20 protein-coding genes are annotated in these 25,790 nt (G+C 60.2%); 11 read left to right on the plus strand and 9 right to left on the minus strand.

Annotation, left to right across the window (positions count from 1 at the left end):
* Positions 1-14: 14 nt before the first annotated feature.
* Positions 15-2,597 (minus strand): EAL domain-containing protein, encoded by a 2,583-nt coding sequence (locus tag Q0Y02_RS08710; protein ID WP_297766977.1) that lies wholly within the window; start codon positions 2,595-2,597, stop codon positions 15-17.
* 208 nt (positions 2,598-2,805) lie between these two features.
* On the opposite strand from Q0Y02_RS08710, the gene mtgA reads away from it, so the two are divergent.
* Genes mtgA through Q0Y02_RS08725 form a run of 3 tightly spaced genes read left to right on the plus strand, consistent with a single transcriptional unit; the run spans position 2,806 to position 5,587 of the window.
* Positions 2,806-3,540 carry a monofunctional biosynthetic peptidoglycan transglycosylase gene (gene mtgA / locus Q0Y02_RS08715; protein WP_297766979.1) on the plus strand — a complete coding sequence of 245 codons (735 nt, stop codon included), beginning with the start codon at positions 2,806-2,808 and terminating at the stop codon, positions 3,538-3,540.
* Positions 3,537-4,868 carry an META domain-containing protein gene (locus Q0Y02_RS08720; protein ID WP_297766981.1) on the plus strand — a complete coding sequence of 444 codons (1,332 nt, stop codon included), beginning with the start codon at positions 3,537-3,539 and terminating at the stop codon, positions 4,866-4,868. Before mtgA ends, Q0Y02_RS08720 begins: the two co-directional genes overlap by 4 nt.
* A gap of 29 nt (positions 4,869-4,897) precedes the next feature.
* Positions 4,898-5,587 carry a type 1 glutamine amidotransferase gene (locus Q0Y02_RS08725; RefSeq protein ID WP_297766982.1) on the plus strand — a complete coding sequence of 230 codons (690 nt, stop codon included), beginning with the start codon at positions 4,898-4,900 and terminating at the stop codon, positions 5,585-5,587.
* A gap of 101 nt (positions 5,588-5,688) precedes the next feature.
* Here Q0Y02_RS08725 and Q0Y02_RS08730 read toward each other — a convergent pair whose 3' ends face one another.
* A complete protein-coding gene (locus Q0Y02_RS08730; RefSeq protein WP_297766984.1) occupies positions 5,689-7,368 on the minus strand; it encodes a 2-isopropylmalate synthase in 1,680 nt (559 codons plus the stop codon).
* A gap of 301 nt (positions 7,369-7,669) precedes the next feature.
* On the opposite strand from Q0Y02_RS08730, the gene Q0Y02_RS08735 reads away from it, so the two are divergent.
* Positions 7,670-8,164, plus strand: coding sequence for an Lrp/AsnC family transcriptional regulator (locus Q0Y02_RS08735; protein ID WP_297766986.1), 495 nt, complete (start codon positions 7,670-7,672; stop codon positions 8,162-8,164).
* A 163-nt stretch (positions 8,165-8,327) separates the two neighbouring features.
* A complete protein-coding gene (locus Q0Y02_RS08740) occupies positions 8,328-8,789 on the plus strand; it encodes a flavodoxin family protein (RefSeq protein WP_297766988.1) in 462 nt (153 codons plus the stop codon).
* A gap of 155 nt (positions 8,790-8,944) precedes the next feature.
* On the opposite strand, the gene Q0Y02_RS08745 is transcribed toward Q0Y02_RS08740, so the two are convergent.
* Positions 8,945-9,712 (minus strand): enoyl-CoA hydratase-related protein, encoded by a 768-nt coding sequence (locus Q0Y02_RS08745; protein ID WP_297766990.1) that lies wholly within the window; start codon positions 9,710-9,712, stop codon positions 8,945-8,947.
* Positions 9,713-9,849: 137 nt separating this feature from the next.
* On the opposite strand from Q0Y02_RS08745, the gene Q0Y02_RS08750 reads away from it, so the two are divergent.
* On the plus strand, positions 9,850-10,647 hold the full coding sequence (locus Q0Y02_RS08750) for a hypothetical protein (protein ID WP_297766991.1): 798 nt from the start codon (positions 9,850-9,852) through the stop codon (positions 10,645-10,647).
* Here Q0Y02_RS08750 and Q0Y02_RS08755 read toward each other — a convergent pair.
* Positions 10,590-11,783 carry a hypothetical protein gene (locus Q0Y02_RS08755; RefSeq protein ID WP_297766992.1) on the minus strand — a complete coding sequence of 398 codons (1,194 nt, stop codon included), beginning with the start codon at positions 11,781-11,783 and terminating at the stop codon, positions 10,590-10,592. The genes Q0Y02_RS08750 and Q0Y02_RS08755 overlap by 58 nt on opposite strands.
* A gap of 484 nt (positions 11,784-12,267) precedes the next feature.
* Between Q0Y02_RS08755 and serB the strand changes: the two genes are divergently transcribed.
* The gene (serB, locus tag Q0Y02_RS08760) at positions 12,268-13,503 is read left to right on the plus strand and encodes a phosphoserine phosphatase SerB (RefSeq protein WP_035248335.1); all 1,236 of its coding nucleotides are present in this window, start codon (positions 12,268-12,270) and stop codon (positions 13,501-13,503) included.
* Between the two features lie 161 nt (positions 13,504-13,664).
* Here the strand turns inward: serB and Q0Y02_RS08765 are convergent, their stop codons facing one another.
* From Q0Y02_RS08765 to epmB, 3 genes are all read right to left on the minus strand, one after another.
* Positions 13,665-15,752 carry an EAL domain-containing protein gene (locus tag Q0Y02_RS08765; protein ID WP_297766993.1) on the minus strand — a complete coding sequence of 696 codons (2,088 nt, stop codon included), beginning with the start codon at positions 15,750-15,752 and terminating at the stop codon, positions 13,665-13,667.
* Between the two features lie 222 nt (positions 15,753-15,974).
* Positions 15,975-17,741, minus strand: coding sequence for a hypothetical protein (locus Q0Y02_RS08770; protein WP_297766994.1), 1,767 nt, complete (start codon positions 17,739-17,741; stop codon positions 15,975-15,977).
* A gap of 222 nt (positions 17,742-17,963) precedes the next feature.
* Complete coding sequence (gene epmB, locus Q0Y02_RS08775; RefSeq protein ID WP_366516911.1) at positions 17,964-18,977, minus strand: EF-P beta-lysylation protein EpmB; 1,014 nt, start codon at positions 18,975-18,977, stop codon at positions 17,964-17,966.
* Positions 18,978-19,016: 39 nt separating this feature from the next.
* On the opposite strand from epmB, the gene efp reads away from it, so the two are divergent.
* The 3 genes from efp (at position 19,017) to Q0Y02_RS08790 (ending at position 22,535) form a co-directional block, all read left to right on the plus strand.
* A complete protein-coding gene (efp, locus tag Q0Y02_RS08780) occupies positions 19,017-19,586 on the plus strand; it encodes an elongation factor P (protein WP_297766995.1) in 570 nt (189 codons plus the stop codon).
* A 2-nt stretch (positions 19,587-19,588) separates the two neighbouring features.
* Positions 19,589-20,524, plus strand: coding sequence for an EF-P lysine aminoacylase EpmA (gene epmA, locus Q0Y02_RS08785; RefSeq protein WP_297766997.1), 936 nt, complete (start codon positions 19,589-19,591; stop codon positions 20,522-20,524).
* Between the two features lie 307 nt (positions 20,525-20,831).
* Positions 20,832-22,535 carry a BCCT family transporter gene (locus Q0Y02_RS08790; protein ID WP_297766999.1) on the plus strand — a complete coding sequence of 568 codons (1,704 nt, stop codon included), beginning with the start codon at positions 20,832-20,834 and terminating at the stop codon, positions 22,533-22,535.
* A gap of 156 nt (positions 22,536-22,691) precedes the next feature.
* Here the strand turns inward: Q0Y02_RS08790 and Q0Y02_RS08795 are convergent, their stop codons facing one another.
* Positions 22,692-23,609 carry an alpha/beta hydrolase gene (locus Q0Y02_RS08795; RefSeq protein ID WP_297767000.1) on the minus strand — a complete coding sequence of 306 codons (918 nt, stop codon included), beginning with the start codon at positions 23,607-23,609 and terminating at the stop codon, positions 22,692-22,694.
* A gap of 96 nt (positions 23,610-23,705) precedes the next feature.
* Positions 23,706-24,311 carry a TetR/AcrR family transcriptional regulator gene (locus Q0Y02_RS08800; RefSeq protein ID WP_297767001.1) on the minus strand — a complete coding sequence of 202 codons (606 nt, stop codon included), beginning with the start codon at positions 24,309-24,311 and terminating at the stop codon, positions 23,706-23,708.
* Between the two features lie 174 nt (positions 24,312-24,485).
* Between Q0Y02_RS08800 and fadI the strand changes: the two genes are divergently transcribed.
* Positions 24,486-25,790 carry an acetyl-CoA C-acyltransferase FadI gene (gene fadI / locus Q0Y02_RS08805; protein WP_297767003.1) on the plus strand — a complete coding sequence of 435 codons (1,305 nt, stop codon included), beginning with the start codon at positions 24,486-24,488 and terminating at the stop codon, positions 25,788-25,790.

The following is a 25,790-nucleotide window of genomic DNA, read 5'->3' on the forward strand; positions in this document are numbered from 1 at the left end:
AAGTCCTGCCGGATTCAAGCGTCCCGATTCACCAGCCGCAGTTGCCGCCCTTGGAGTACCGAGGGTGCCGCCAGTTGCTCGAACAGCATGGTCAACGGTTGGGGCCGACCAATGGCATAGCCTTGCACAAAGTCCACACCAGCCTGCTCCAGTATCGGAATCATGGCGATATCTTCCACGTATTCCGCCACGGTTTTCACGCCCAGTCGGTGGGCCACTTCGCTGATGGATTCGACAATGGTGCGGTCCACGCTGGAATAGAGCAGGTTGCGCACGAAACTGCCATCGATCTTGATGAAGTCCACCTGGAAATGCTTGAGATAATTGAACGAGCTGAAGCCACTGCCAAAGTCATCCAGCGCCACCTTGCTGCCCTTCTGGCGAATCCGCGCCAGCAATTCGCTGGCACTGGACAGCTGATTGACCACGGTGGTTTCGGTGATCTCGAAGGTAAGCCGCTCTGGCGCCACCGTGGTGCGATCAAGCAGTTCCTCCAGAAACGGAATAAAGGTGGGATCATCCAGGGAAGTGGCTGACAGATTGATCGCCAGATGCAGGCTGGGCAGGGCGGCCAATTCCTCGCTGAGCGTAACCAGCACCTGGGTGAGTACCCAGCGATCGATGTGCGGCATCATCTGGTAGCGTTCCGCCGCGGGGATAAAGGCACCGGGGTTGAGAATGTCACCGTTGCGGTCGCGCAGGCGCAACAGGATTTCGTAATGGGAGGCATCCGTTTCCCCGCCGATGGGGCGGATTTCCTGGGCATAAAGCAGAAAGCGATTCGACTCCAGGGACTCGCGCAGACCCGCGGCCATCTGCAGCTCCAGATGCCGGCGAGAGGCTTCGCTGTCATCCGGGGTGTACACCGAAACCCGGTTACGACCCCGGTGTTTGGCGGCGTAGCAGGCCACGTCTGCCCGACTCATGGCCTCTTCCACGCTGATCAGATTGCCATCCAGCTGCACCAGACCGACGCTGGCACCGATATCGTAAAGGGAATCCTTCCAGGCAAAACGGATGTCTCCCAGGGCCGCGATCAGTCGCTCGGCAATTTGCACGGCCTTGTCTGACGGGCAGCTACGCAGCAGCAGGCCAAATTCGTCGCCGCCCAACCGGGCTACCACATCCCCGTCGCGAATCTGACGGCCAATGACACGGGCGCATTCGCGCAACAGGGCATCGCCGGCCACATGGCCGGCGGTATCGTTGACCACCTTGAAACGATCCAGGTCGATAAAGCACAACACGCTATGCTCGGCGATGCCTTCATCCAGTGTCTGCTGCAAGGTGTTTTCAAATTCGCGCCGGTTGGTCAGGCCGGTCAGGGCATCATGGGTAGCGTGATAGCGCAGCTTCTTCTGCATGGCGCGACGGGCGCTCACATCACGAAACACCATCACCGCCCCTTTCACTTCACCCTCGGCGGTCTTCACCGGGGCGGCCGAATCCTGGATTTCATAGCGGCTGCCATCGCGGCTCAGCAGAAAACAATCCTCGCGCAAAAAACACATGTCTCCGCCGCGCAAGGCCACCGCAATGGGATTGGTGGGCGCTGGCCGACCCTCTTCATCACTGAGCTGCAGCACCGTATCCACGGGCTCACCCTCGGCATCCCTTTCCCGCCAGCCCGTTAATGATTCTGCCACCGGATTCATGAAGGTAATCCGCCCGCCTTGATCCGTGGCGATCACCCCGTCGGCAATGGAGTTAAGCGTCACCCTCAGGCTTTCTTTCTCATGGGCCAGTGAGTGCTGCATGGTCCGTTCGGCAGTCACATCCCAGTTGGTTCCCACCATCAGTGGCACCTTGTCCGGGCCAACCAGGGTGGTCTCGGCGCGGGCGCGGATATAGCGCTCTTCGCCATCCGGGGTGAGGATGCGGAATTCCCCATCCAGCTCGCCGGGGGCATCCATCACCTGTTGCAGTCGGGGCTGCAGCTGGGCCAGGTCATCCGGGTGAATGCGGTCGTACCAGATTTTCAGGGTACCATCGCCCTGCTGCCCGGGCTTGACCCCGTACATCTCATAAATACGCTCATCCCAGTCCAGCTGGCCGGTGACGGTGTTGTACTGCCAGATCCCCACGCCACCGGCAGACAGGGCCAGTTGCAGTTGGTGGCGGCTTTCCGCCAGGGCATGTTCGGCCTCCTTGGCGGCCTGGATATCCTCGCACTGCACGATAAGATAGCGAACGCTGCCGTCTTCACTCACGGCAGCAATGGACAGGCGCACCCAGACCAGCTCGCCGGCCTTGGTGACATAGCGTTTTTCCAGGCGAAGGCTCTCCACCCGGCCTGCCAGTATCGCTCCCAGCTGCTGAAGATCCTCCTGCAGGTCATCCGGGTAAATCATCTGCTGGAAGGAACTCGCCAGTAGCTCTTCCTCCCGATAGCCGCTCAGACGGCACAGGGCACGATTGACCGCCAGCCAGCGCCCATCGGGGCCCATCAGCGCCATGGCTATCGCCGAACACTCCATGGTCAGCCTGAAACGCTTTTCCCGCTCCTCCAGGGCCAATCGCCCAGACCGTTCACGGCGGAAAAAAATGACCGCCAGGGCCACTACCCCCACGGCTGCCCCAATTAGCAAAGCCTGCATGGTTCACGTCCATTGTTGATTATTGTAATTCCTGACCACCTGTTCACTTTTTGAACTGCCTGCCTCTTACTTGCCAGCGTCACCTGACAAAACCGGAACTTTCACCGACAATTGGGTGACTATCAGAGGGCCTCCTGCCCGAACATTCGCCTGCGGCTTGCCCATCGCTTTCCGCAAAAGGAGTATCGCCTACCCGGCTGTGCAGACCATGACGCTCCGATACCGTGCTCTACAATGCCTCGCCCTGCTGTTTGTGGCCTTCGCCCTGTCCCAGCTCTGGTATCTGGGCCAGGTGCTGCGCCTGCAGCACCACAATCCGGAAGGCAGCGCCTATATGCAGCGGGCCAAGGCGCAGGGACAGGTGCAGCAGCACTGGCGGGACTACGATCAGATCAGCGATTACCTGAAGCGCTCGGTACTGATTTCCGAGGACGCCCAGTTCACCAATCACAGCGGTTTTGACTGGCAGGGCATCCGTTATGCCCTGCGCCGCAACCTGGAAGCCGGCAAGCCGGTGGCCGGTGGCTCCACCATCACCCAGCAACTGGCCAAGAACCTGTATCTTTCCGGCGCACGCAGTTATACCCGCAAGGTTCAGGAAGCCATGATTGCGTTGATGCTGGAAATCGGCCTGAGCAAACGCCGCATTCTGGAGCTGTATCTGAATGTGGCCCAGTGGGGCCACCAGATTTACGGCGCAGAGGCGGCGGCCAGACACTATTTCCAGGTCAGCGCCGCCGAACTGAGCATCGTCCAGGCGGCGCAACTGGCGGCCATGCTGCCGCGCCCCAATTACTATGATTTCAAGGGCCCGACCGATTACGTACAACAACGTGCCAACTGGATTCAGGAGCAAATGGCGCTGGTGCGCATCCCCGATCCCGGGAACCTGCCGCTGTCACAGCCGTCTGAACCCGACCCCCGCCAAGGAAACACGCAATGAAGCAGTTTGTAGTACTTTGCCTGACCGGCCTGGCCCTGCTGGGCTGCAGCGACAATGACAGCCGTACTCCGCCGATCTCGTCACCGGCCACCAGCGACACCAGCAACCCGCTGGTAGGGGCCTGGCAAAACGGCGAACAGACACTGGTACTGGAAGAAAACGGCGATTTCTACCTACCCGCCGACAACCAGCGCCAGGGTCTGAGCTGGGAAAACACCGATGGCACCTTCACCTTCCGCTACCTGGATAACAGCCGGCTGGCGGTAGAAACCCAGAGTGCCCGTGGCGAACAACAGCAGGACACACTCAGCCTCAGCCCCGCCACCCCCTCTACCGGGGAACAAGAGCAAACCGACAGCCCCCTGTTCACCGGCGACTATCAACGGGCCAACAGCGCCGTTGGCCATCTCAGCGGCAAGGTGGAGCTCCCCGAGGATAGCGAACTGCCCGACAAGGCGGTGCTGACCGTCTCCCTGCTCACCCGCAACGACGAGGCGGTCATCCGCCGTCTGATTCCCCTGACCAGCGATGCACTCAGCCAGCCCTTCCGGCTTTATTACCCGGCCAGCGCCGTGAACGCGGATAGCGACTATCAGGTGCGTAGCCAGATCCTTGCCGATGGCGGCCTGTTCTTCCAGTCCGAGCCCACGCCGCTGGACTTTACCCGCGGCCAGTTTGCCGATATCACCCTGCCCCTCAGTGCGGTAATGACGGCCAGCGAAACCCTGCGCGGCGCCCTGGTATACCAGTACGGCACCACCAGCCTGATCCTTTGCAACAGCGATCGCCGCCTGCAACTGGCCGGCCCCCAGCGCGACGACCTGATCGACGCCTATGAAGCCGCTCGCGAGTACCCGCTGCAGCCCCGCGTCGCCACCGTCAGCGGTCTGCTGCGCAAGGTGCCCGGCGAACAGGAAGGCAGCACCCAGAGTGGCGTCATTGTGGAAAGCTTTTCCCTGGAAAGCGGCTATGACGACTGCCGCCTGCCCGGCGCAGAGCTGACCAACACCCGCTGGCAGCTCAGTGCGCTCGGTGACAAGACGCTTGATGCGAGCCAACAACAGCCCTATCTGACCCTGGACGGTGAAGGCAACGTGCATGGCAATGCCGGGTGCAACGGTCTCAACGGCAGCTACCAACTCAAGGATGACACCCTGTCTTTCGGCACCATCGCGACGACCCGCAAGGCCTGCCCGGACATGGCGAGAGAGCAGGCCTTTTTGCAGGCACTGAAAGCGGCCAGTGGTTTGCGCATCGACGGCGAGTTACTGACCCTGTTCGATGACAATAATCAGCCGCTGGCCGGTTTCCAGGCCATCGCGCTGTAACCGCCCGCTGAGTCCTGGAGGGAAAGACCATGCGCATCCATTACCTGTCCCATGTGCCGTTCGAACAACTGGGCGCCATGGAAGCCTGGTTCCGGGAGCGCGACGCCACCATCAGCCAGTCACTGCTGTTTCAGGGCGACCCACTCCCTGACACCGCCGAGTTTGATGTGCTGGTGGTCATGGGTGGCCCCATGGGGGCGGATGATGATGGTCACCATGTCTGGATGACCCCGGAAAAGGCGCTGATACGCGACAGTATCGCCGCCGGCAAGAAAGTGCTGGGGATCTGTCTGGGCGCGCAACTGATTGCCCGGGTGCTGGGCGCCCCGGTAACGGCCAACCCGGACAAGGAAATCGGCTGGTTTGCGGTCTACCCCACCAGCGCCGGCAAGTCCGACAGCATCGGCAAACTGTTTGCCAGTGCCCCGCCGGTGCTGCACTGGCACGGCGACACCTTTGCCATTCCTGACGGTGCCGTACACCTGCTGGAAAGCAAAGGCTGTCCCAATCAGGCATTTCGTTACGGCGATAATGTGCTGGGCCTGCAGTTTCACCTGGAGCTGCAAGCCGACAATGCCGCCGCCCTGTGCGATGCCTGCCCGCAAGACCTGGCAGACGGCCCCTGGGTGGAACCCCGCGCCAGCATGCTGGCGGACGAACAGCGCTTTGAGGATGCCCGCCAGTTACTGGGCCGAGTGTTGAGCGCCTTTCTTCGCTAAGCCGGCCAAACCCCGTACCCCTACAAAAACAAGAAGCCGCACCCCTACCAGGAGCGCGGCTTCTTCGTTTTCAGCTCACTCAACGCGACCTAGCGCCGCTGTTAACTATTCACTATTAACTGTTCACTGCCTTCCTGCACCCTGCCCACTGCCGACAGAATCGCCTGCAAGGCAGCCGCCGTCGTATCAGCCGCAGTGGCCACCGCACTCTGCACCGTTTCCCCCACCTGAACCCGCACACAGGCCATGGCGTTGGCTTCGGTGTTGTCACCCAATGAATACTCATCGAAGGACACAACCTTCACCTCGCCACCGATACGACGGTTGAGGGCATCCACCAGTGCCGACATGGCGCCGTCGCCGCGGCCGGACAACAGGGTGACCGGCTGGCTGGCATCGCCGATGCTGATCTGGGCCTGCACCTGATCGTTACTGCGGTTCAGGTCGTAGGAGCGCAACATCCAGCCCAGCGGCACATTGAGATAATCGCTGTTGAAGCGACGGTGCACACGCTCGCTGGTGATCTCGCCACCATCCTCTTCCGCATCGCGCTGCACCACCCCGGCCAGCTCCTGCTGCAACCAGCGCGGCAAGTCGATACCGAAATCCCGCTCCAGCACGTGGGCGACCCCGCCCTTGCCGGACTGGGAGTTGATACGCACCACTTCCTCGTAGCGACGCCCCACATCGGCAGGATCGATGGGCAGGTAGGCCACTTGCCAGATATCGCCTTCCTGGTAGCGGGCCAGGCACTTGCGGATAGCATCCTGATGGCTACCGGAGAAGGCGCTGAATACCAGATCGCCGGCATAGGGGTGGCGCGGGTGGGTCTGGATATCGGTAATTTCCTCCACCAGGGCAATGATCTCCTTCATGCGCGAGAAGTCGATTTGCGGGTCGATGCCCTGGCTGTACAGATTCATGCCAGCGGTGACCAGATCCATGTTGCCGGTACGCTCGCCGTTGCCCAGCAAGGTGCCTTCCACACGATCCGCTCCCGCCATCACCGCCATTTCTGCAGCCGCCACGCCACAACCACGGTCATCGTGGGTATGCACACTGATAATCACATGCTCGCGGTACTGAATATTGTCATGCACCAGCTCCACCTGGTCGGCAAACACATTGGGCGTGCTCACCTCCACGGTGGCCGGCAGGTTGATGATCACCCGCTGGCCCTGGTCCGGGCGCCACACCGCGTTCACCGCATCAATCACCTCGATGGCGAAATCGGTTTCCGTGGCACTGAAGGTTTCCGGGGAATACTGAAAGCTCCAATTCGTTTCCGGCTGCGTCGCGGCACAGGCTTTTACCCAACCGGCCGCGCGTTCGGCAATCGCCTTGCAGCCAGCCTTGTCCACGCTGAACACCTGCTCGCGGAAGGTAGGCGAGGTGGCGTTGTAGATATGCACGATGGCGTTCTTCGCCCCCTTGAGGGATTCAAAGGTACGGGCGATCAACTCTTCCCGAGCCTGGGTGAGCACCTGAATATGCACGTCATCCGGCACCAGGTCTTCTTCGATCAAGGCACGGCAGAAATCGAAATCGATCTGGCTGGCAGACGGGAAGCCCACTTCGATTTCCTTGAAACCCAGCTCCACCAGCATCTGGAAGAAGCGACGTTTCTGAGCCACGGACATGGGTTTGATCAGCGCCTGATTGCCATCACGCAGGTCCACCGCCGCCCACAGGGGGGCTTTTTCGATACGCTGACTGGGCCAGCGACGGTCGGGTTTGTCGATAACGGGGAAAGGCTGGTATTTACGGTGATCAAAGCTCATGTCGTTTCCTCAAACCAAAAAGGGGCATCGTCTGCCCCCCGAAGGAGAATTCCCGGCCGAATCCAGGGGGTGAGCCGGATGGGGCCAACAACTCGCTGTCTGTGATCTCGGGTCTCGATCAGCACGCCGATAGGCACGGATGGCAACGAAGAGTGGCGGCCCGCTTGTGACGGTTCGCATCATCGCCCCACGAGAGATACTTTACGGCAGCAAACCGGCAATGTGCTTGCTTTTTTCATCGAAAAACCGCCTTATTGGCAATAATATTGCGCCAAAAAAGCGAATAAAGGCTGAAATCATCATGAGCAAGCAAGAACTGGCAAAACTGGACCGCACTGACCTGCGCATCCTGGAAGCCCTGCAACATAATGGCGGGCTTACCAACCAACAGCTGGCGGAAACCGTGGGCCTGTCGCCCTCCCCCTGTTCCCGGCGGGTACAGAAGCTGGAAGCCGCCGGCATCATTCTCAAACGGGAAACCGTGCTGGACGCCCGCAAACTGGGACTGGACCTGACCGTGATCATCCAGATCAGCATGGACCGCCATACCCCTGAGCGTTTCGCCAACTTTGAGGAAAAGGTCGCCAGTTATCCGGAAGTGCAGCAGTGCTACCTGGTCACCGGCCAGGAAGCCGACTACCTGTTGAAAGTGGTGGTGCCGGATATTGATGGCTACCAGCATTTCCTGCTCAACAAGATCACCCGCATCGAAGGGGTCAGCGGGGTGCATTCCAGCTTTGTCATGCGGCGGGTGGTGGATACGGCGGCATTGCCGTTGAATTATGTGGAGGCGTAGTTCTCGCATTCGCAAACCCTGGCCCCCTTTGTAGGAGCACCTCTCTCTGTGCTCCTACAGCTGCTTCGTGGCCGGGCCTAGCCATCCATCAAGCGACACACCTACAGATACTCCCAACCAAGCTGATATGCTGATGTCGTTGATCGCGTAGAGTTGCGAGACCATGAAAAAACTATTGATCGTCGCCCACGCCCCGTCGCCGAATACGCTGAAACTGCGCGAGGCTGCCGCCCGTGGCGCTGGGCATGAGGATATCGAGAACGTGTCCGTGATCGTAAAGGCACCGCTGGACGCCGGTCCCGACGATGTGATGGCCTGCGATGCCATTCTGCTCGGCACCACGGAAAACCTGGGCTACATGAGCGGAGCCCTGAAGGATTTTTTCGACCGCAGCTATTACCCGGTGCTGGAAGAAAAACAGGGACTCCCCTGCGCTCTCTACATCCGCGCCGGCCAGGACGGCACCGGCACCCGTCGAGCCGTGGAAAGCATTGCTACGGGGTTGCGCTGGAACTGGGTACAGGACCCACTGGTGCTGCGCGGAGAATGGCAAGATGCCTTCGAGCAGCAGGTAGAAGAGCTGGGGATGTATCTGGCGGCAGGGCTGGATGCGGGAATTCTTTAGGTACAAGCGTCTAGCTGCTAGCGACTAGACGCGGGTTGGCTTGTCAGTAATCGCGAGTCTGTGCCCGCGCCCATGGTTGGCCGCGGGCACAGACATTAAGCCCCCAAAGAGCGCCATCGCGACTCGAAGCTAGCCGCTAGAAGCTCACAGCTGCCTCACCCCTTGCTCTTGTTCACCATGGCCGCCAACACCGCCTTGGCCTCATCGCCTTGCAGCATCTCGCCGAACAGGGCCAGGTCTTCCTCCAGCACATCCTGCAGCGGCTTGCTGATCGCCTGGCGCATCAATCGTTTGCTCTCGCGCAGGGCCTTCGGCGGTTTCTTTGCCAGGGCGTCGGCCCAACCGCGGGCGGTGGATTGCAGTTCGTCACGCCCCACCACCTTGGCGATCAGGCCGGCCTCGAAGGCTTCCTGTGCCAGCATGGGCTCACCCAGCAGCAACATGCGGGCGGCACGCTGATAACCCAGCCAGTCAGGCAGCAGCTTGGCGGAACCGGCTTCCGGCACCGCGCCGAGATCGGCGAAGGGGGTGATGAACTTGGCATCGTCGGACGCGACCACCATGTCCATGTGCAGCAGCATGGTGGTGCCCACGCCCACCGCATTGCCCTGAACAGCGGCTACCACCACTTTCGGGAAGGCATAAATCGCCTTGATGAAATTCGCCGCCTCACCCACTTCACCGGGCTTGGCATTGAGAAAGTCCACCAGATCGTTGCCGGCGCTGAAGGATTTGCCTTCAGCGGCAAACAGCACCACGCGAATCTCCTCGCTCTGTTCGGCGGCGTTGAGCAGGGCAATCATATCCCGGTACATGGCGCCGGTAAGGGCGTTCAATTTATCCGGGCGGTTCAGGGTAATTTCCAACACTGATTCGGTGTGTGTCACCAGAATCAGATCACTTTCCAGTGTCGGCAAGGTCACGACAGCTCTCCCAATCATTATTTGTCGGGCAAGGCTAGCCGTCCGCCCCGCCCATGCCAAGGACGAATACCGACAAAGGGTATTGACCAGCCGGTCAAAGCACCTTAAAAAAGCGCACCTCTCCTGAGATCGTCACCGTGAAACTGATCACTTTCGATCCTTTCCGCACCCTGGGCCTACCCGGCGTGCGTTATATCAAGCCGGAACACATGAACCAGCACCGCGATGCGTTGGCAGAAGCGGACTGGTTGCTGTTCCCCGGCTACTGGCAGATCAACAGCCTGCATTACGTGCTCAAGCGGCCGATCTTCCCCAGCCTGAGCAGCTACCACCTGGGTCATGACAAGGTGGAGATGACCCGCGCCCTGCAGACTGCCTGCCCGGAGCATGTGCCGGAGACACTGATTGTCGCCTCCGACAAGTACGGTATTGGCCAGGTGCTGGATCAATGGCGGTTTCCGTTTGTGGCCAAATCAGTGCGCTCCAGCCAGGGCATGGGCGTCTACCTGATCGAGAACCGCCAACAGTTTCTCGACTATGCGGAGCGCGAAGCCGTGCTCTATATCCAGAAGCTGCTACCCATTGTGCGCGACCTGCGGGTGGTGGTGGTGGGCGAGGAAGTCGTAGCCAGTTACTGGCGCGAAGGGGTGGGCTTTCTGAACAACGTAAGCCAGGGCGGGCGCGTGCGCACCGATCTGTCGGTACCGGACAATGCCATTTCCCTGGTGGAGGGGCTGGCCCGTTATCTGGGCATCAACCATGCCGGCTTTGATGTGGCCATGGTGGATGGCCACCCCTACATCCTGGAATTCAATCGCCTGTTCGGCAACACCGGCATGCCCGACCTCAATCAGCGGGTACAGGGGGCCATGAGTCGTTACCTGCTGGGCGAGCCATCGTCACCGCCCTCTTCAGACAGCAAGGTGTCCGCCTGAGTGCGCAGCAGGTTCTGGTAACGGTGAGCCAGCTGCTCAACCGGCTGTAGCCTCACCTTGTGATCGCCGGCGGTCACCACCTGGGCCTTTTCCGGCTGGTACAAGGCTTTCACATCCAGCTCGGTGGCGGCCAATTGTGCTTCCGGCACATTCAGCCGTCCCGGCACCCCGGCCACACACAGGGACCAGGCTTCCTGCTGGTCCCCATCGGTGGTGACCAGTGCCTTGAATTCCAGAGGCGGTTTGCCCTGTTGCTTGCGTAACGGCGCCAGCAGACGCACCACTCGCAGGAACAACAGGCCGGCGCACAGCGCGGAAAAGGCACAGCGCGACGCCGGCTCCTGGTAAAAAAACAACCCGGCCTGATCCCCCACTCTCTGACCTACCCGGCCTCCGTAGATACCCGCCACCTTGTCGAGGATCCGCTGATAATCCGCTAACACCTCGACCATGGCCGCCTGGGTATAACGCTGACGGATGTGCTCGAAATTCACGATACTCAGGCGCAGCTGGGCCAGCGGCTCGGCCCCTTCCGGCAGGGGCTCGGTCAGCGCCTGCGTCGATGCCTGAGTGGCCAGCGGGGAAGGTGCCGGCGGCTCTACCGGAACCGCTTCTACGGGTTCCGGCGGCGCTGGCAACAAGCGTTGCTGGATCAGCGCTGCCGCGACCCGCAGCAGCAACAGGCACAATACCGCCAGCACAAAGCCGGCTTCCAGGCGCTGGCGCGGCAAGGCACTGGTATCGCCCAGCAGGGTCAGGGTCCCCGCCAGTTCACCGTCCGGCAGCGCCACCGGCACCGAGATAACCAGATCGGAACGAGACACCCCGGTCAGGCCCACCTGGATATCCGCGGCATCCTGAAACCGCACCCCGGCCACCGGGGCCAGCTGTACGGTTTCCCGACCGATCAGGTTAATGCTGATGGAATCATCGCTGGCCAGGGCCTCGGCCGCCCGGCGGGCGGTCTGTTCGGCCAGCGCCTGCAGCTGCACCTTGCGCTCCTGCTCCAGACGCGCGGAGAAGTGCTCGAGAAAATAGACACCGACCACCAGCATGGCCAGCAGCATCAGGATCAGCTCTCGCAGCAGGCTGCGCTGTTGCCGAATCCATGGCCGCCATTGTTCCCACAGGGACATAGAGTTGCATTCCGTAGTATTGAGCTCGCGCGCAGTATACCGCGACAGGGCAGACAGCCCGAACATTTCACCGAATGCTGTGTAGTAGGCGAGTGATAAAGTGCCTCCGGTGCGTTCAGGCTGTGCCGTGTCAGGCTGGACGCCTTTCCAAGCAGCCTGGGCGCGCCGGAGGGGCTTTAGCGCTCGTCTAATGCATAGCAAGCGTAGGAGTTACAAATGGCGCAGTCCCTGAACAGGCAACCAGCCACCTCACTGTGAACACGTTTGGCTCAGGAGCGCTTTGGTGAAATGTTCGGGCTCACCGTTGACCGAATCGGCGCACCTTAGCAGCGATGGTGCATCAACGGACGGTTGGCGATGTAAAACATCGCTAATCCCCAAGGCACTGCCGCTTGCGGTACCATTTCTGCTACCCTTACGCGGTTTTCGCGGGAGCCACTGCTTCCGCTTTCCGCTTGTCTGACTTGCCCCCGGGAGCCCATGCGTGCGCGAGATCATTCTGATTCAGGTATCCGGCAGTGACCGTCCCGGTCTGACCGCCGCTTTCACCCGGATTCTGGCCCGTTACCGGCTCAATATCCTGGATATCGGCCAGGCCGTGATCCACGACACCCTGTCGCTGGGTATCCTGGTGGAAACCCCGCCAGACGCGGAATCCTCGGCGGTGCTCAAGGATCTGTTGTTCGAGGCCCACAAGCTGAACATCAATGTGCGCTTCCGTCCCATCGACGAAGACCGCTACGAGGAATGGGTGTCCGGCCAGGGCAAGGACCGCCACATCATCACCCTGCTGGCGCGCAAGATCACCGCTGAACAACTCTCCGACGTGACCGCCACGGTGGCAGACAACGGCCTGAACATTGACAGCATCGCCCGCCTGTCCGGCCGGGTGCATCTGGAAGGGGAAGCGCTCAACGAGGACAGTCGCGCCTGCATCGAGATTTCCGTGCGCGGTGAGCCGAAAGACGGCGAAGCCATGCGAGCCGCCTTCCTCAGCATCGCCAACGAACGCAATCTGGACATCGCCTTCCAGCGCGACAGCGCCTTCCGCCGTAACCGTCGCCTGGTGGTGTTCGATATGGATTCCACCCTGATCCGCTCGGAAGTCATCGACGAGCTGGCCATGGAAGCCGGGGTGGGCGAAGAGGTGGCTGAAATCACCGAGCGGGCCATGCGCGGTGAGCTGGATTTCAACGAAAGTTTCCGGGCCCGGGTGGCCCTGCTCAAGGGGCTGGATGAAGGCGCCCTGGAGCGGGTGCGCGAACGCATCCAGCTCACCGAAGGGGCGCAACGGCTGATCAGCACCCTGCGCGCCCTGGGCTATCGCACGGCCATTCTATCCGGCGGCTTCACCTGGTTCGGTCAGTGGCTGCAACAGTTGCTGGGCATCGATTATGTGTACGCCAACGAGCTGGAAATCGAGAACGGCCAGGTCACCGGCCGGGTAGTCGGGCAAATCGTCAACGGCCAGCGCAAGGCCGATCTGCTCAAGCAGATCGCCACCCAGGAAGGCATCAGCCTGGAACAGGTTATCGCCGTGGGCGACGGCGCCAACGACCTGCCCATGCTCGGCGAAGCCGGCTTGGGCATCGCCTTCCGCGCCAAACCCCTGGTAAAACAGAACGCCGAACAGGCCATCTCCACGCTGGGCCTGGACGGGATTCTTTATCTGATCGGGGTACGGGACAAGGATCAGGCAGAACTGCTTAAGAGCAATTAATAGTTAATAGTGAATAATTAATAGTTGCGCGAGACAGCTTTGCCTTGTCTTTAAACATAAGAGGCCGCGCCCAGGCTATGGGCGCGGCCTCTTGCGTTTCAGACAAGACAGACCCAAACCGCGAATTATTAATTATTCACTATTAACTATTAATTGCCTTTTCACGCCGACTCCGGAATCTGCAACGTATCCATCGGCGCCTGCAGGTAGAAACCCTGCAGGTAATCGATCCCGCCGAGGGTCCACAGAGCCTGCATCTGGGCGGCGGATTCCACGAAACCTACCACCGTCTTGCGGTTGCCTTCCTTCACCTGTTTGACGATCTCGGTGAGACGCTGGCGGCCTTCTGACTTGGCCACATCCTGGGTGAAGGAGCCTTCGAATTTCACCATGGTGGCAGGAATGTGCTGGAACAGTTTGAACGGGTCCAGGCCACCGCCAAAACGGCTGATGGAAATGCCGCAGCCGGCACTCTTCATCTTCTCGGCAAACACGCCGGCCTGCTTCAGGTAAGTGGTGGCATCGCCTTCGGTAAGCTGGAAGGTCACGCGGGAGCCGTCCATCTTGGCCGCTCGCATGGCCTTGAGCAGCCAGTCAGCCAGGGACGCATCGGCCAGCGACCCACCATTGATATTGAACACCAGTTTCACCGGTTCGCTCATGGTCGCCGCCGAGCGCATGGCGTTAAGTACCACCCAGCGATCAATCTTGCCCACCAGCCCCTGCTCGGCCGCCACCGGAATGAACTCGCTGGCCTCCATGGCTTCGCCCTGTTTCTGGGGCAGGTTCACAAACACCTCGAAAACATGCTCACTGTCGTCTTCCAGATTCATCAGCGGCTGGTAGCGCAGATTGAAACTGCCCTGCTCCAGCGCCTGACGCAGCAGCATGACAATGGCCTCGGAAGAACCGGCGGCCACCTCGTCCATGGGGTCGTGCACCTTGATGCTGTTGCCCTTGCCACTGTTTTCCCGTTGGGCCTGGTTACAACATTTCAGGGCCGTGGTCAGGGTGCCCTGACCGCTGCGAGCATCCTCACGGACAAAGGCGACACCCACACTGGCGGTTACCTGGATGGTCTTGGCCGCCACTTCCGGCATCAGCCCTTCAATACCGGCCCGCAGGCGCTCGGCCAAATCCTCGGCCTCGTCGGTGTCAGCCACCGGCAGCAGCACGGCAAAATCCTCACCATCCACCCGGGCCAGCTTGGCATCGCCAACCTGACCTCCGAGCCAGTCGGCTACTGCCCGCAAAATTTCATCGGCGCCATCAATCCCCAGGGAGGATTGATGTTGCTCGAAGTCATCCAGACGCAGATACAGCACGGTAGCCAACTGCCCTTCGCGGGCCGCTTCGGCCACCGCATCATCAAGCTGATCCATAAACCATTTGCGGGCGAACAGGCCGGTGACCTGATCTTTCTGGCTCATCTCATGGAGCCGTTCCTGCATTTCGTTCTCGTCCACGCCGCCGGCGCGGATCACGATCTGGGTACAGGCTTCGCCGTCGTAGGTGCTGGACGAGAAAGTAAAGGACGCATCGAATTCATTGCCCTCGGTGTGAACCCCCTTGCAATCCAGCTCCTGGGTCTGGCTTTCATCCTGGGCGCGGCTACGCAGCAGCTGCTTGAGCTTGTCGTGATCCGCCGCCGACACCATGTCCATGATTGGCACGCCAGCGAGATCATCGGCGCTTTCATAGCCGAACAGCTCCACATAATTGTCGTTGGCGTGAATATGCATGCCATCAAGCACATAGGCGATGGCATCGCGGCTCTGATCCATCAACAGCGCCAGACGTTTTTCCGCATCGTGGCGAACAATCTCGGAATGCTGCAGCTCCTTGCGCAGGCGCAGATTTTCCACCACCCGGTCCACCATCAGGGTGAGCATGTCCCGATCGTCATTGGGGACCACGCCACTGGCACCTTGCAGCAATGCAGCTTTTACGGTCTCGGCAGAAAAGGTGTTTTCCAGCAGAATCACCGGCACCGCCTTACCCAGACGCTTGAGGTGAGCCATGGCGGATTCGAAGCTGCCATCACCAAAGGAAGGCCGGCATAGCATCAGCTCCCAGGCACCGCCCTTGAGGGCACGCAGCAAGTCATCCTCGCCCAGCGCCAGTTGCGCACGGGTCGCCCGGCCGGCATTGCGCAGCATATTCATCAGCTGCTCAGCCTCATCCTGTGAATCGTGGGCGATCAGTAGGCGGAGATTATCCAGGGCATAGCTCATGGGGTGACGACTCATACTGTTTTCGTACGGCCCACCATTGTGCCTGACAACCCTGTCTTGGCAACTTTCCAGCAGAAAAAGAGAGAACCGACCGACCTTTCCCGGGAGAGATCGCCACAGATTCCGTGTTTTCTGTTTATGAAAAGCAACCCGGCCAATGGCAGAAGACCATCACACAGCATCCTCGCTGTGAACATAGCAAACGGGTCAGACGCGCATCAGCGCGCCTTGGAATTATTAAAGACTGGACCAGATTGAATCCAGATCACCTTCATCATCATCGCTCACCGGCCTGACAGGAGCCGCTGGGGTCGCCATATCCCGGAACGGGTACTGGCTGAATCCAGATGCCCCCTGAGTGCGGCGCATCAACTGTACGCGACGGGGCTCGCCGGCCTCAACCAGCTCCACCTTAACGCCTTCGTTGAAACCCACGGTAGGCAGCAACAGGGTGGCCGGCTGGCCAACACCGGTCAACTCCGGCAGCAGGATGGCCCGCATGAAATCACTGTCCTCTCCCTGCTTGCGCAGCGCGCGCGCCGCTACCGGTCGCCCCCCCGGAGCCAGCAACTCCACCCCGAAACGAGCACCGTGATTGGGTAACTGGGTGACCCAGCGCACCACCGCCAGCATCCACTGGCTTTCCGGGTGATCACGCAGGGCCAGCAACTCCCCCGTGCGCATCAGGCTTGGCGTATTGCCTTGCCAGGACAGGCAATAGCCACCGGGGCTGGCATTGACCTTCTGGCAATGATAGCTCTCCGGCAGCGCAGCCTCGCTGCGAAACGAGGAGTCGGGTTTGCCGATATCAATCGTTTCATTGGGGAATTCAGACTGATACGCCGTGGCCCAGGGATCTTCATGTTGTTGCTTTTGCCGGGTGCTCACTTTGATATTGCGCAGGAAGGGATTGTTCTCTTCTCCATCCCCCATCACCGTCAGGCTGCCGCGCTCGATCAGGGTTTCAAACGGCACCTTGCCGGACAGAAAATAATGTACGCCCACCAGCCCGAAGCACAGCTCGATCTCGCCGCTTTCCGCCATGCGTTTGAAGGCCCGCTCAGTAAGCGCGCCCCACACCTGCTGCAGATGGCTCATCATGCTGTCAGTGAGCCCTTTGGGCACGACCAGCTCGCTGCTCTGCGGATCGCCTTTCCAGGCACTGATGGCCTGCACCAACCGGGTAGAATCAATATAGCGCCAGCTATCCGTTGCCTGGGAGGCGTGGGTGCGATAAATCGGCGGACGATCCGCCTGCAGATCGAACACGAACAGGTCTTCATCATCACTGGCGGTTTTGATCTCGATCAGATCCCCCCAGGTGAACGCGGCCTTGAACAGGGCTGCCAGTTCCTGCTGGCGCAATTGATTGGGCTTGGCGGTGGCCAGTAACAGACAACGGGCATAGGCAGACTGGATACTGGAATTGCCCTTCTCGTCTTCCACCGGCGAAGCCGCGATGCCGTGCAGCTCCGCCAGCAGATAAAGTTGATGCAACTCCAGCCAGAGATGGCGAGGGCTGGGGAAGTACAACTGGTAGCAACGCAACAGCGTATCGCCAAGGGCGCTGATAGCACGATGGATCGATGTGGTCACTGCGCGCCGAACCGTTTTGTCCTTGAGCTTACGCATCCCCCTCACGGCCACCAGTTTGTAACCATTGGCCAGGTGCCCCTGCAGGGCCTGGGCCAGACTGGCCACGCGACGCGCCTTGTCCGGCAAAACCAGAGACTGATTCAGGTAATGTTTCTGCAGGGAATCGCTGACATGCAGAATGGAAGGGCGCACCACTTCCAGCAACTGGAAGCGCTGCTTGGAGTCGATGTGCAGCCGATTCAGCTCCTGAATGAACTGATAGAGCTGACGGGCCGTTTCCCCCATGTTCATAACCGGGAGAGCATCAACCCATTGTTGCAGCTTCTTTGGCTGATCAGCGCCAAGTGTCAGGTGCGGCAAATCCTGCTCGGGCAGTTTCAAACGCACCGTTTGGGCTGGTTGCTCCATGAAGATAATCCTTATCTCGGTGGCACCCAGATGGGGAACCCTGAACAATTTCTTCTGGAAGCCTGCCAACGACTTCGCACGGCTAAAATATGCAAGAAATTGTTAGGCGAGCCCTCTAGTTATTAAGTAGTAGTTCTTGTTTTCTATGTGTCCTTCGTCACATGACTTTACGATACCGTTACAGACCTGTAAATATTGTGTTCGCGCCGACCAGCGGATGCCCTAGCCCGCCAATACGGTCTTTGCCGGCTCCCCGGGCTCTTCCCGGGACAGTCTGGGGACCAGAAAACCTGGTAAGCGGCTGCGCAACTCCTTATGCAATTGCATGGCAGCCGAATCCGACACCGCAAAGTGCGCCGCCCCTTGCACCGCATCCAGCTGGTGCAGGTAATAGGGCATCACCCCGGCCTCATGGAGCCGGTCCGACAGCGCTTCCAGCGCATCCACCGAATCGTTCACCCCGGCCAGCAACACACTCTGATTCAGCAGAGTGATACCTTGCCGTCGCCACTGCCGGCAGCGATTCACCAGCTCATCGCTGATTTCCCGGGAGTGATTGGCGTGCAACACCAGGGCGGTCTGCCAGCGTGCATCCGAGAGCAGCGCCAGCAGGGGCCCATCCAACCGCCCGGGAATGACCACCGGTGTGCGGCTATGAATGCGTAGCCGGCGCAGATGGGGGATCTTCGCCAGTGCCGCCAGCAGTTCCTGCAAACGGCGATTGTTCAGGGTCAGCGGGTCACCGCCGCTGAGGATCACCTCACGGATGTCCGAGCGCGATGCCAGCCATTCCAGCGCCTGGTCCCAGCGCTTGCCGCTCAGATGGCTCTGGTAGGGAAAATGCCGGCGAAAACAGTAGCGGCAGTGCACCGCACAGGCGCCGGTTACCACCAGCAGCGCCCGGCCATGGTACTTGTGCAACAACCCGGGCACCGGAGTGTGGGAGGCTTCCTCCAGCGGATCGCTGCTGTAGCCCTCCTCTTCCCGCAGCTCCGCCGGCACACTGAGCACCTGCCTCAACAGCGGATCATCCGGGTTGCCCGGCTCCATCAGCCGCACATAGCCACGGGGCACGCGCAGGGGGAAATCCTGCGCTGCGGCCAGCATTTCGGGCAGCGACTCCGCCTCAAGCTGCAGCAGGCTCAGCAATTCCGCCGGATCGGTAATCAGGTCCGCCTGCTGGCGCTGCCAGCCCGGCAACTCCCAACCAGCTTCTTCCTGCGTTATGATTGCCACCCTCTGCGACGCCATACATCAACCTTTGGAACAACATTTATGGCCAACTATTCTACCAGTGAATTCAAGTCCGGCTTGAAAGTAATGCTTGATGGCGATCCCTGCGCCATCATCGAGAACGAATTCGTCAAGCCCGGCAAGGGCCAGGCGTTCAGCCGTGTCCGCCTGCGCAACCTGCGCAGCGGCAAGGTCTGGGACCGCACCTTCAAGTCCGGCGACTCCCTGGAAGGTGCCGACGTGATGGACGTGTCCATGCAGTACATCTTCAACGACGGCGAATTCTGGCACTTCATGGACCAGACCAGCTTCGAACAGAAGCAAGCCGATGAAGCTGCCGTGGGCGACGCCAAAAAGTGGCTGAAAGAAGAAGACATCTGCGAGGTCACTCTCTACAACGGTGAGCCCCTGTCTGTCAGCCCGCCGAACTTCGTGGAACTGCAGATCGTGGAAACCGACCCGGGCCTGAAAGGCGACACCGCCGGCACCGGCGGCAAGCCCGCCACCCTGAGCACCGGCGCGGTTGTCCGTGTGCCACTGTTCGTGCAGGAAGGCGAAATCGTCAAGGTGGACACCCGCACCGGCGATTACGTGGGTCGCATCAAGAGCTAGTCGTGACCGACTGGCAACCCACCGCCTCGCTGGAGGCCATCAAGGCGCGCGCCGAGCTGCTGAGCACGGTGCGCGCTTTTTTTGCTGCCCGCAACATACTGGAAGTGGACACCCCACAGCTGGCCCGCTACGGCGTCAGCGACCCGCACATCCAGTGCATCCCGGTACCCGGTTACGGCTACCTGCAAAGCTCACCGGAATACCACATGAAACGCCTGCTGGCAGCAGGCAGCGGCCCCATCTACCAGATCTGCAAGGCCTACCGGGATGGCGAAGCCGGCGGCCGCCACAATCCTGAATTCACCATGCTGGAATGGTACCGCCCCGGCTTCGAACTGAATGATCTGATTCAAGAATGCCTAATCCTGTTCGCCGAACTATTCCCCGGCGCCCCGTCAGAGTGCTTCCGCTTCCGGGACCTGTTCAGTGACATCACCGGCCTGGACCCACTCACCGCCAATGACGCAGACCTGATTGCCCACGCCGAATCCCACGGCGCCCCGGAAGGCCTGAACAAAACCGCCGCCGTGGACTACCTGATGGCCACCCGGGTAGAAGCCGCTCTGCCCGCCGAGCAACTGTCCGTGGTCACCGACTTCCCCGGCTGGGCCGCCGCCCTGGCGCAGACCCATGAAGACAAAGACGGCGTCACCGTCGCCCGCCGCTTTGAGATCTATTATCGGGGGCTTGAACTAGCTAACGGCTATCAGGAGCTGACCGATGGGGAGGAACAGAGGCGACGATTCAAGAGGGATAATGCGCTGCGGCGGAAACTGGGACTGAATACCATGGAGGCAGACCCCTATCTACTCGCAGCAATGGCCTCATCTTTACCCGAATGCAGTGGCGTCGCCGTCGGGGTTGAGCGACTTCTCATGACCCGTCAGCGTTTCAGCAATATCAACCAGGCCTTGATGTTCCCCTATAGCAGAGCCTGACTCCCCCAAAAACGCCAACGCCCTCCCCTCTTTTGTCGGCGAACCACGCCTGTATTCACAGGAAAAGGGCGCCATCAAGCGCTCATTCTCCGACAGCCAATGCATTTAAAATGATCTATCACAACGCCCGACATTCCGCCTTCTATATAGTTTGCTGCCGCTTGTATGTCACCGCGAGCGCGCTCACGCTGCGCAGAGAGATGTGGATTGCTGAATTTTGTGGCGACGAGGCAGACTCCGCTCCTTACCTGGCGGTTTATGCCAACCCCAAGCCAGATACACAGACACTGATCCTATGAGGAGCACTATGGAGAGGCTAAGACGGTGGAGAAACCAGCTACTCGGCGATGTAGGCACCGTCTTCTATCTATCGCTGCTGTTGATTGCCGTCTTTCTGGCGGCAGCGATGGCCGACCCCCAGGCGGTGCAGAGGCAAGCGCAGAAAATCCTCGATGCAACGGCCAATAATTTTGGCTGGCTGTACCTGATGACGACCAGCGGCTTTGTTCTGTTCGCCCTGGGCCTGGCCTTTTCCCGTTTCGGCAGTATTCGTCTTGGGCCGGATGACGAGCCACCGGAGTTCAGTTTCAAAAGCTGGCTGGCCATGATCTTTTCGGGTGGCATGGGCGTTGGCCTGGTGTTCTGGGGGGTAGCCGAACCCATGATGCATTTTAACTCCCCTCCCCTGGGGATCGGCACACCTCGAACCGCAGAAGCGGCACAGACAGGTATGCGCTATGCTTTTTTCCATTGGGGGCTGCATCAGTGGGCTAATTTTACGGTGGTGGGGCTGGCCATTGCCTACGTGCGTTTCCGGCACAACAGCCACGGGTTGATCAGTGAGACCTTCAGGCCCTTGCTCGGTGAAAGAGTGGATCACGGCTGGGGCAAAGCAATCGACATTCTGGCTGTCGTCTCCACTCTTTTTGGTGTCGCCACCACGCTCGGGCTGGGTGCGCTGCAGATCAACAGCGGGCTCGCCAGGCTCACCAGTGTGTCCTACGGGGCAACGCCGCAACTACTGATCATGGCCGGGCTCGGTCTGCTGTTTATTCTCTCTGCCATGACACCCCTGAAGTGGGGGATCCGCTATCTGAGCAGTGCCAACATGGCACTGGCGGCGGGTCTGTTACTGTTTGTACTGATACTCGGCCCCACCGCGTTCATCTTCAGCGAATTCACGCAAACTGTCGGCGAATATCTGGGCAACATTGTGCAAATGAGCCTGGTGACCACCCCTTATTCCAGTGAACACTGGGTGCAGCAGTGGACCATTTTCTACTGGGCCTGGGGCCTTAGCTGGGCACCTTTCGTGGGCAGCTTTATCGCCCGTATTTCCAAAGGCCGCTCAATTCGCGAGTTTGTCCTTGGTGTCATGATCGTGCCAGTGATCCTGAGCATGCTCTGGTTCTCCACCTTTGGCGGGGCAGCCATCCACTTCGAGTTATTCGGGCAAGCAGGTATCGCTGACGCCGTTGCACAGGAAGTACCAGCAGGGCTTTATGTACTGCTGGAGCAGCTGCCAGGCGGATTCTATGCCGCGATTGGCGCAATCCTTCTGGTCGCCATGTTTGTGGTCACCTCGGCAGACTCCGCCACCTTCGTGCTGGGCATGTTTACCTCCAAAGGCATCCTCAACCCTACCCGCTTTGTGCGCATCCTGTGGGGCGTGGTGCAGCTGTTGATGGCGTCAGCACTGCTACTCAGCGGCGGCCTGCTCGGCCTTCGCACCGTCTCCATTGTCGCCGCATTCCCGTTTATGTTGCTGATGGTGCTGATGGCTTATTCCCTTTATCTGGACCTGGCTCTGGAATCACGCCGCCGAGAAGAGAGAGACAAACTGCTGAATGAACGGATTGAACGGCTGCTACTTCGAGAATCAGAACGGGAAGCGGAACGACTGGCGGCAGAAGAAATACACCCCAGCGCACCGGAGACGCCACACCCTGAGCCTGAAGAGGCCGATGCATTGCAGTCAAAGCAGGCTGCAGTGGGCGATAAACCCAGCTGAACACGCAAGGGGACATGCCGAGCCGGTAAAAAGCATTCCCCTCAAGCAAAAGAGGCCGCACCCAGGCATGGGCGCGGCCTCTTTCATCTCAGCATCAACAACCCGACCTCGCGAGCTATTAACTATTCACTGTTAACTGTTAACTATTCACTGCCTTCACGCCATCGCCGGCTGCGCCACCGAATTGGCCCGTGCCACCGTCTCGGCAATCAGATCGCCAATACGATCAATCGCTGATGGCGGAAAGTCATGGCCCATGCCGGGAATGATGACCAGCTTGGCGCCGCGAATGTGACGGGCAGAGGCCTTGCCACCGGCGGGACGGATCAGCGGGTCGGCACCGCCGTGGATCACGGTGGTCGGGCAGCGAATCTGTTTGAGGTGTTTGCTGAGGGCACCAGTGGCCAGGACGGCCAGGAACTGGTTGCGAATGCCGCGCGGGTTGATGCCGCGGGCCCAGCACTCACGATACATGGCTTCCAGTTCATCGCGGCCCTGGGGCAGAGTACCGGCCAGTTTGCTCATCATTTCCAGGCCGAAAGCCACGAACTGGTCTTCGGTTTCCACCTTCACCCTCGGAGCCACCAGGGTCTTGAGGGCCGCCGGTTTCGGCAATGGCAGGTAGGGGCTGTTGTTGCTGGACATGATGGAGGAGAGCGACAGCACCCGGCCCGGGTGGGTGGCAGCGATCAACTGGCTGATCATGCCGCCCATGGAGGCGCCGACAAAATGGGCCCGCTCTATGTTCAGGGCATCCAGTAGACCAACGGTGTCGGCTACCATATCGTGCAAGGTATAGGCGCTGTCCACGGACAACCCCAGGGTATAGCGCAGCAAGGCGACCAGCGGCCCCTGTTTGAACGGTTTGCGAATGCGGGTGGATTTGCCCACATCCCGATTGTCGAAACGGATTACCCGGTAGCCACGCTCCACCAGTGCATCCAGCAACGGTTCCGGCCAGAACACCATCTGCGCCGACAGCCCCATGACAAAGACAATGGGCTCCCCGTTTTCCGGGCCACGACTCTCATAAAAAAGCTCGATACCGTTACTGCTCACCGTGCCTGACTGCATATGCGTACCCTTTATTGTTCTACTGCGAGCTGATCAACATAGAAAAGCCCCGGGCAAACCACAAGCAAAGCTGCCACGATTGGCCCGATGGGCGCCTTAAACGGTGATGGCCCGCCACAACATATCGAACAGCACCCCATGCTGATCCGCCATGCGGCCGGGCCGACCGCGCAACAGGTGCATCTGGGAAATGCGCAGCAGTACGCCGTAAAAGAAATCCAGCAGGATCGGCGTGGCCACCTGACTATTGAGGATGCCCTGCTCCTGCCCCTCACCCAGCACGCTCATAAACAGTTCGGTAAGCCGCTGCTGCCCGGGCGTGGTATCGCTACCCCAGCGCCCCGGATACACCGAGTTGATCATCATCCGTCCCATCTGCGGGTTGCGATCGAAAAAATCCAGCACCACCCAGAACACCTTGCTGAGCCGGTCGCGGAAGGTGTCGATGCCGGCCAGGTGATCGAGCATGCGCTCGGCCAGCTGTTCCAGGCCGTGATGCAGACAGGCGCTGAGCAGCGCCTCTTTACTGCCGTAGTAGCGATACAGGGTCTGCAGACTGCACTGCGCCGCTTTGGCAATTTGCTGCAGGGTCACCTGGTGGAATTCCGAGTCCGCAAACACCTGCACTGCAGCCCATTCAATGCGCTGACGCACCGCCGGGTCCTGGCGGGATTCGGGGAGCACTACCGTACCGTTTCTCACACGCTCATTTCCTTGCACTGTAATTCTTATTACACCTCTGTCGGACAGAGCTCACTGCGACGTTGACTCACTGCCAAGAGGCTTCTAGTCTCGACACACTTTGTCACCATTCAATGTCACATTTCGTGTAATTAAAATTACACCGTGACCGGCAACCCCTGCAAGGAGTCTGGAATGCCTGTTCGTAAAATGAAGCTGGCTGGTCGTAGCGGCCGCGTGGCCGTGGTGGATGGTCTGCGTACCCCGTTCGCCCGTATCGCCACCCACTACAAAGACATGAACGCCATCGACCTGGGCGCCATGGCCGTAAAAGAACTGATGGCCCGCAACAACCTGGACCAGCGCGACATCGAGCAACTGGTGTTCGGCATGACGGTGATGATCCCGGAAGCGCCCTTTATCGCCCGGGAGATTGCCCTGGCGCTGGGCATGAACACGGTAGACGCCTACTCCATCACCCGTGCCTGCGCCACCAGCTTCCAGACCGCCGCCAGCGTCGCTGACAATATCGTCGCCGGTTACAGCGATATCGCCATCGCCGGTGGCACTGATTCCACCAGCTCTGCCCGGGTGCCGCTGTCTTCGGAGCTGAGCGCCGTGCTGCGCGATGTGAGCTTCGCCAAGAGCATGACCGACCGCATCAAACTGCTCAGCCAGCTGAAGGCGAAAGATCTGCTGCCCCAGGCACCGTCTATCACCGAATACTCGGTGGGCGAAACCATGGGCGAAAGCACCGAAAAAATGGTGAAGAAATGGGGCATCAGCCGCCAGGAGCAGGACGACCTGGCGCATGCCTCCCATAGCAATGCCGCCCGCGCCTGGGCAGAGGGCCGTCTGGACAAGCAGGTGATGACCGCCTTCCTGCCACCCAAGGCCACCCCGCTGAAAGACGACAATCTGGTGCGCAAGAATTCCGAGCGCTCCGGCTACAGCAAACTCAAGCCAGTCTTCGACAAGGTGTCCGGTAGCGTCACCGCCGCCAACAGCAGCCCGCTCACCGATGGTGCCGGCGCCCTGCTGATGATGAGCGAGAAAAAAGCCAAGGCGCTGGGTTACCAGCCGCTGGGCTATATCCGCTCCTACGCCTTTGCTGCCCGCAGCCCTCAGGATGATTTGCTGATGGGCCCGGTGCTGGCCGCCCCCATGGCCATGGCCCGTGCCGGACTCACCCTGAACGACCTGACCCTGGTGGATATGCACGAGGCCTTCGCCGGTCAGGTGGCCTGCAATCTGAAAGGCCTGGCCGATGACGACTACGTGCGCAGCCAGACCGGCCTCGCCGCTCTGGGCGAGGTAGATCGCAGCATCCTCAACGTGAACGGCGGCTCCATCGCCTACGGCCACCCCTTCGGTGCCACCGGCGCCCGTGTCATCAGCCAGGCACTGTATGAACTGCAGCGTCGCGGTGGCGGCCTGGCCCTGACCACCGCCTGCGCCGCCGGCGGTATCGGTGCCGCCATGGTGCTTGAAGCGGAATAA

Origin of the sequence: uncultured Alcanivorax sp. (assembly GCF_947258575.1) — a bacterium.
Lineage (GTDB): Bacteria > Pseudomonadota > Gammaproteobacteria > Pseudomonadales > Alcanivoracaceae > Alcanivorax.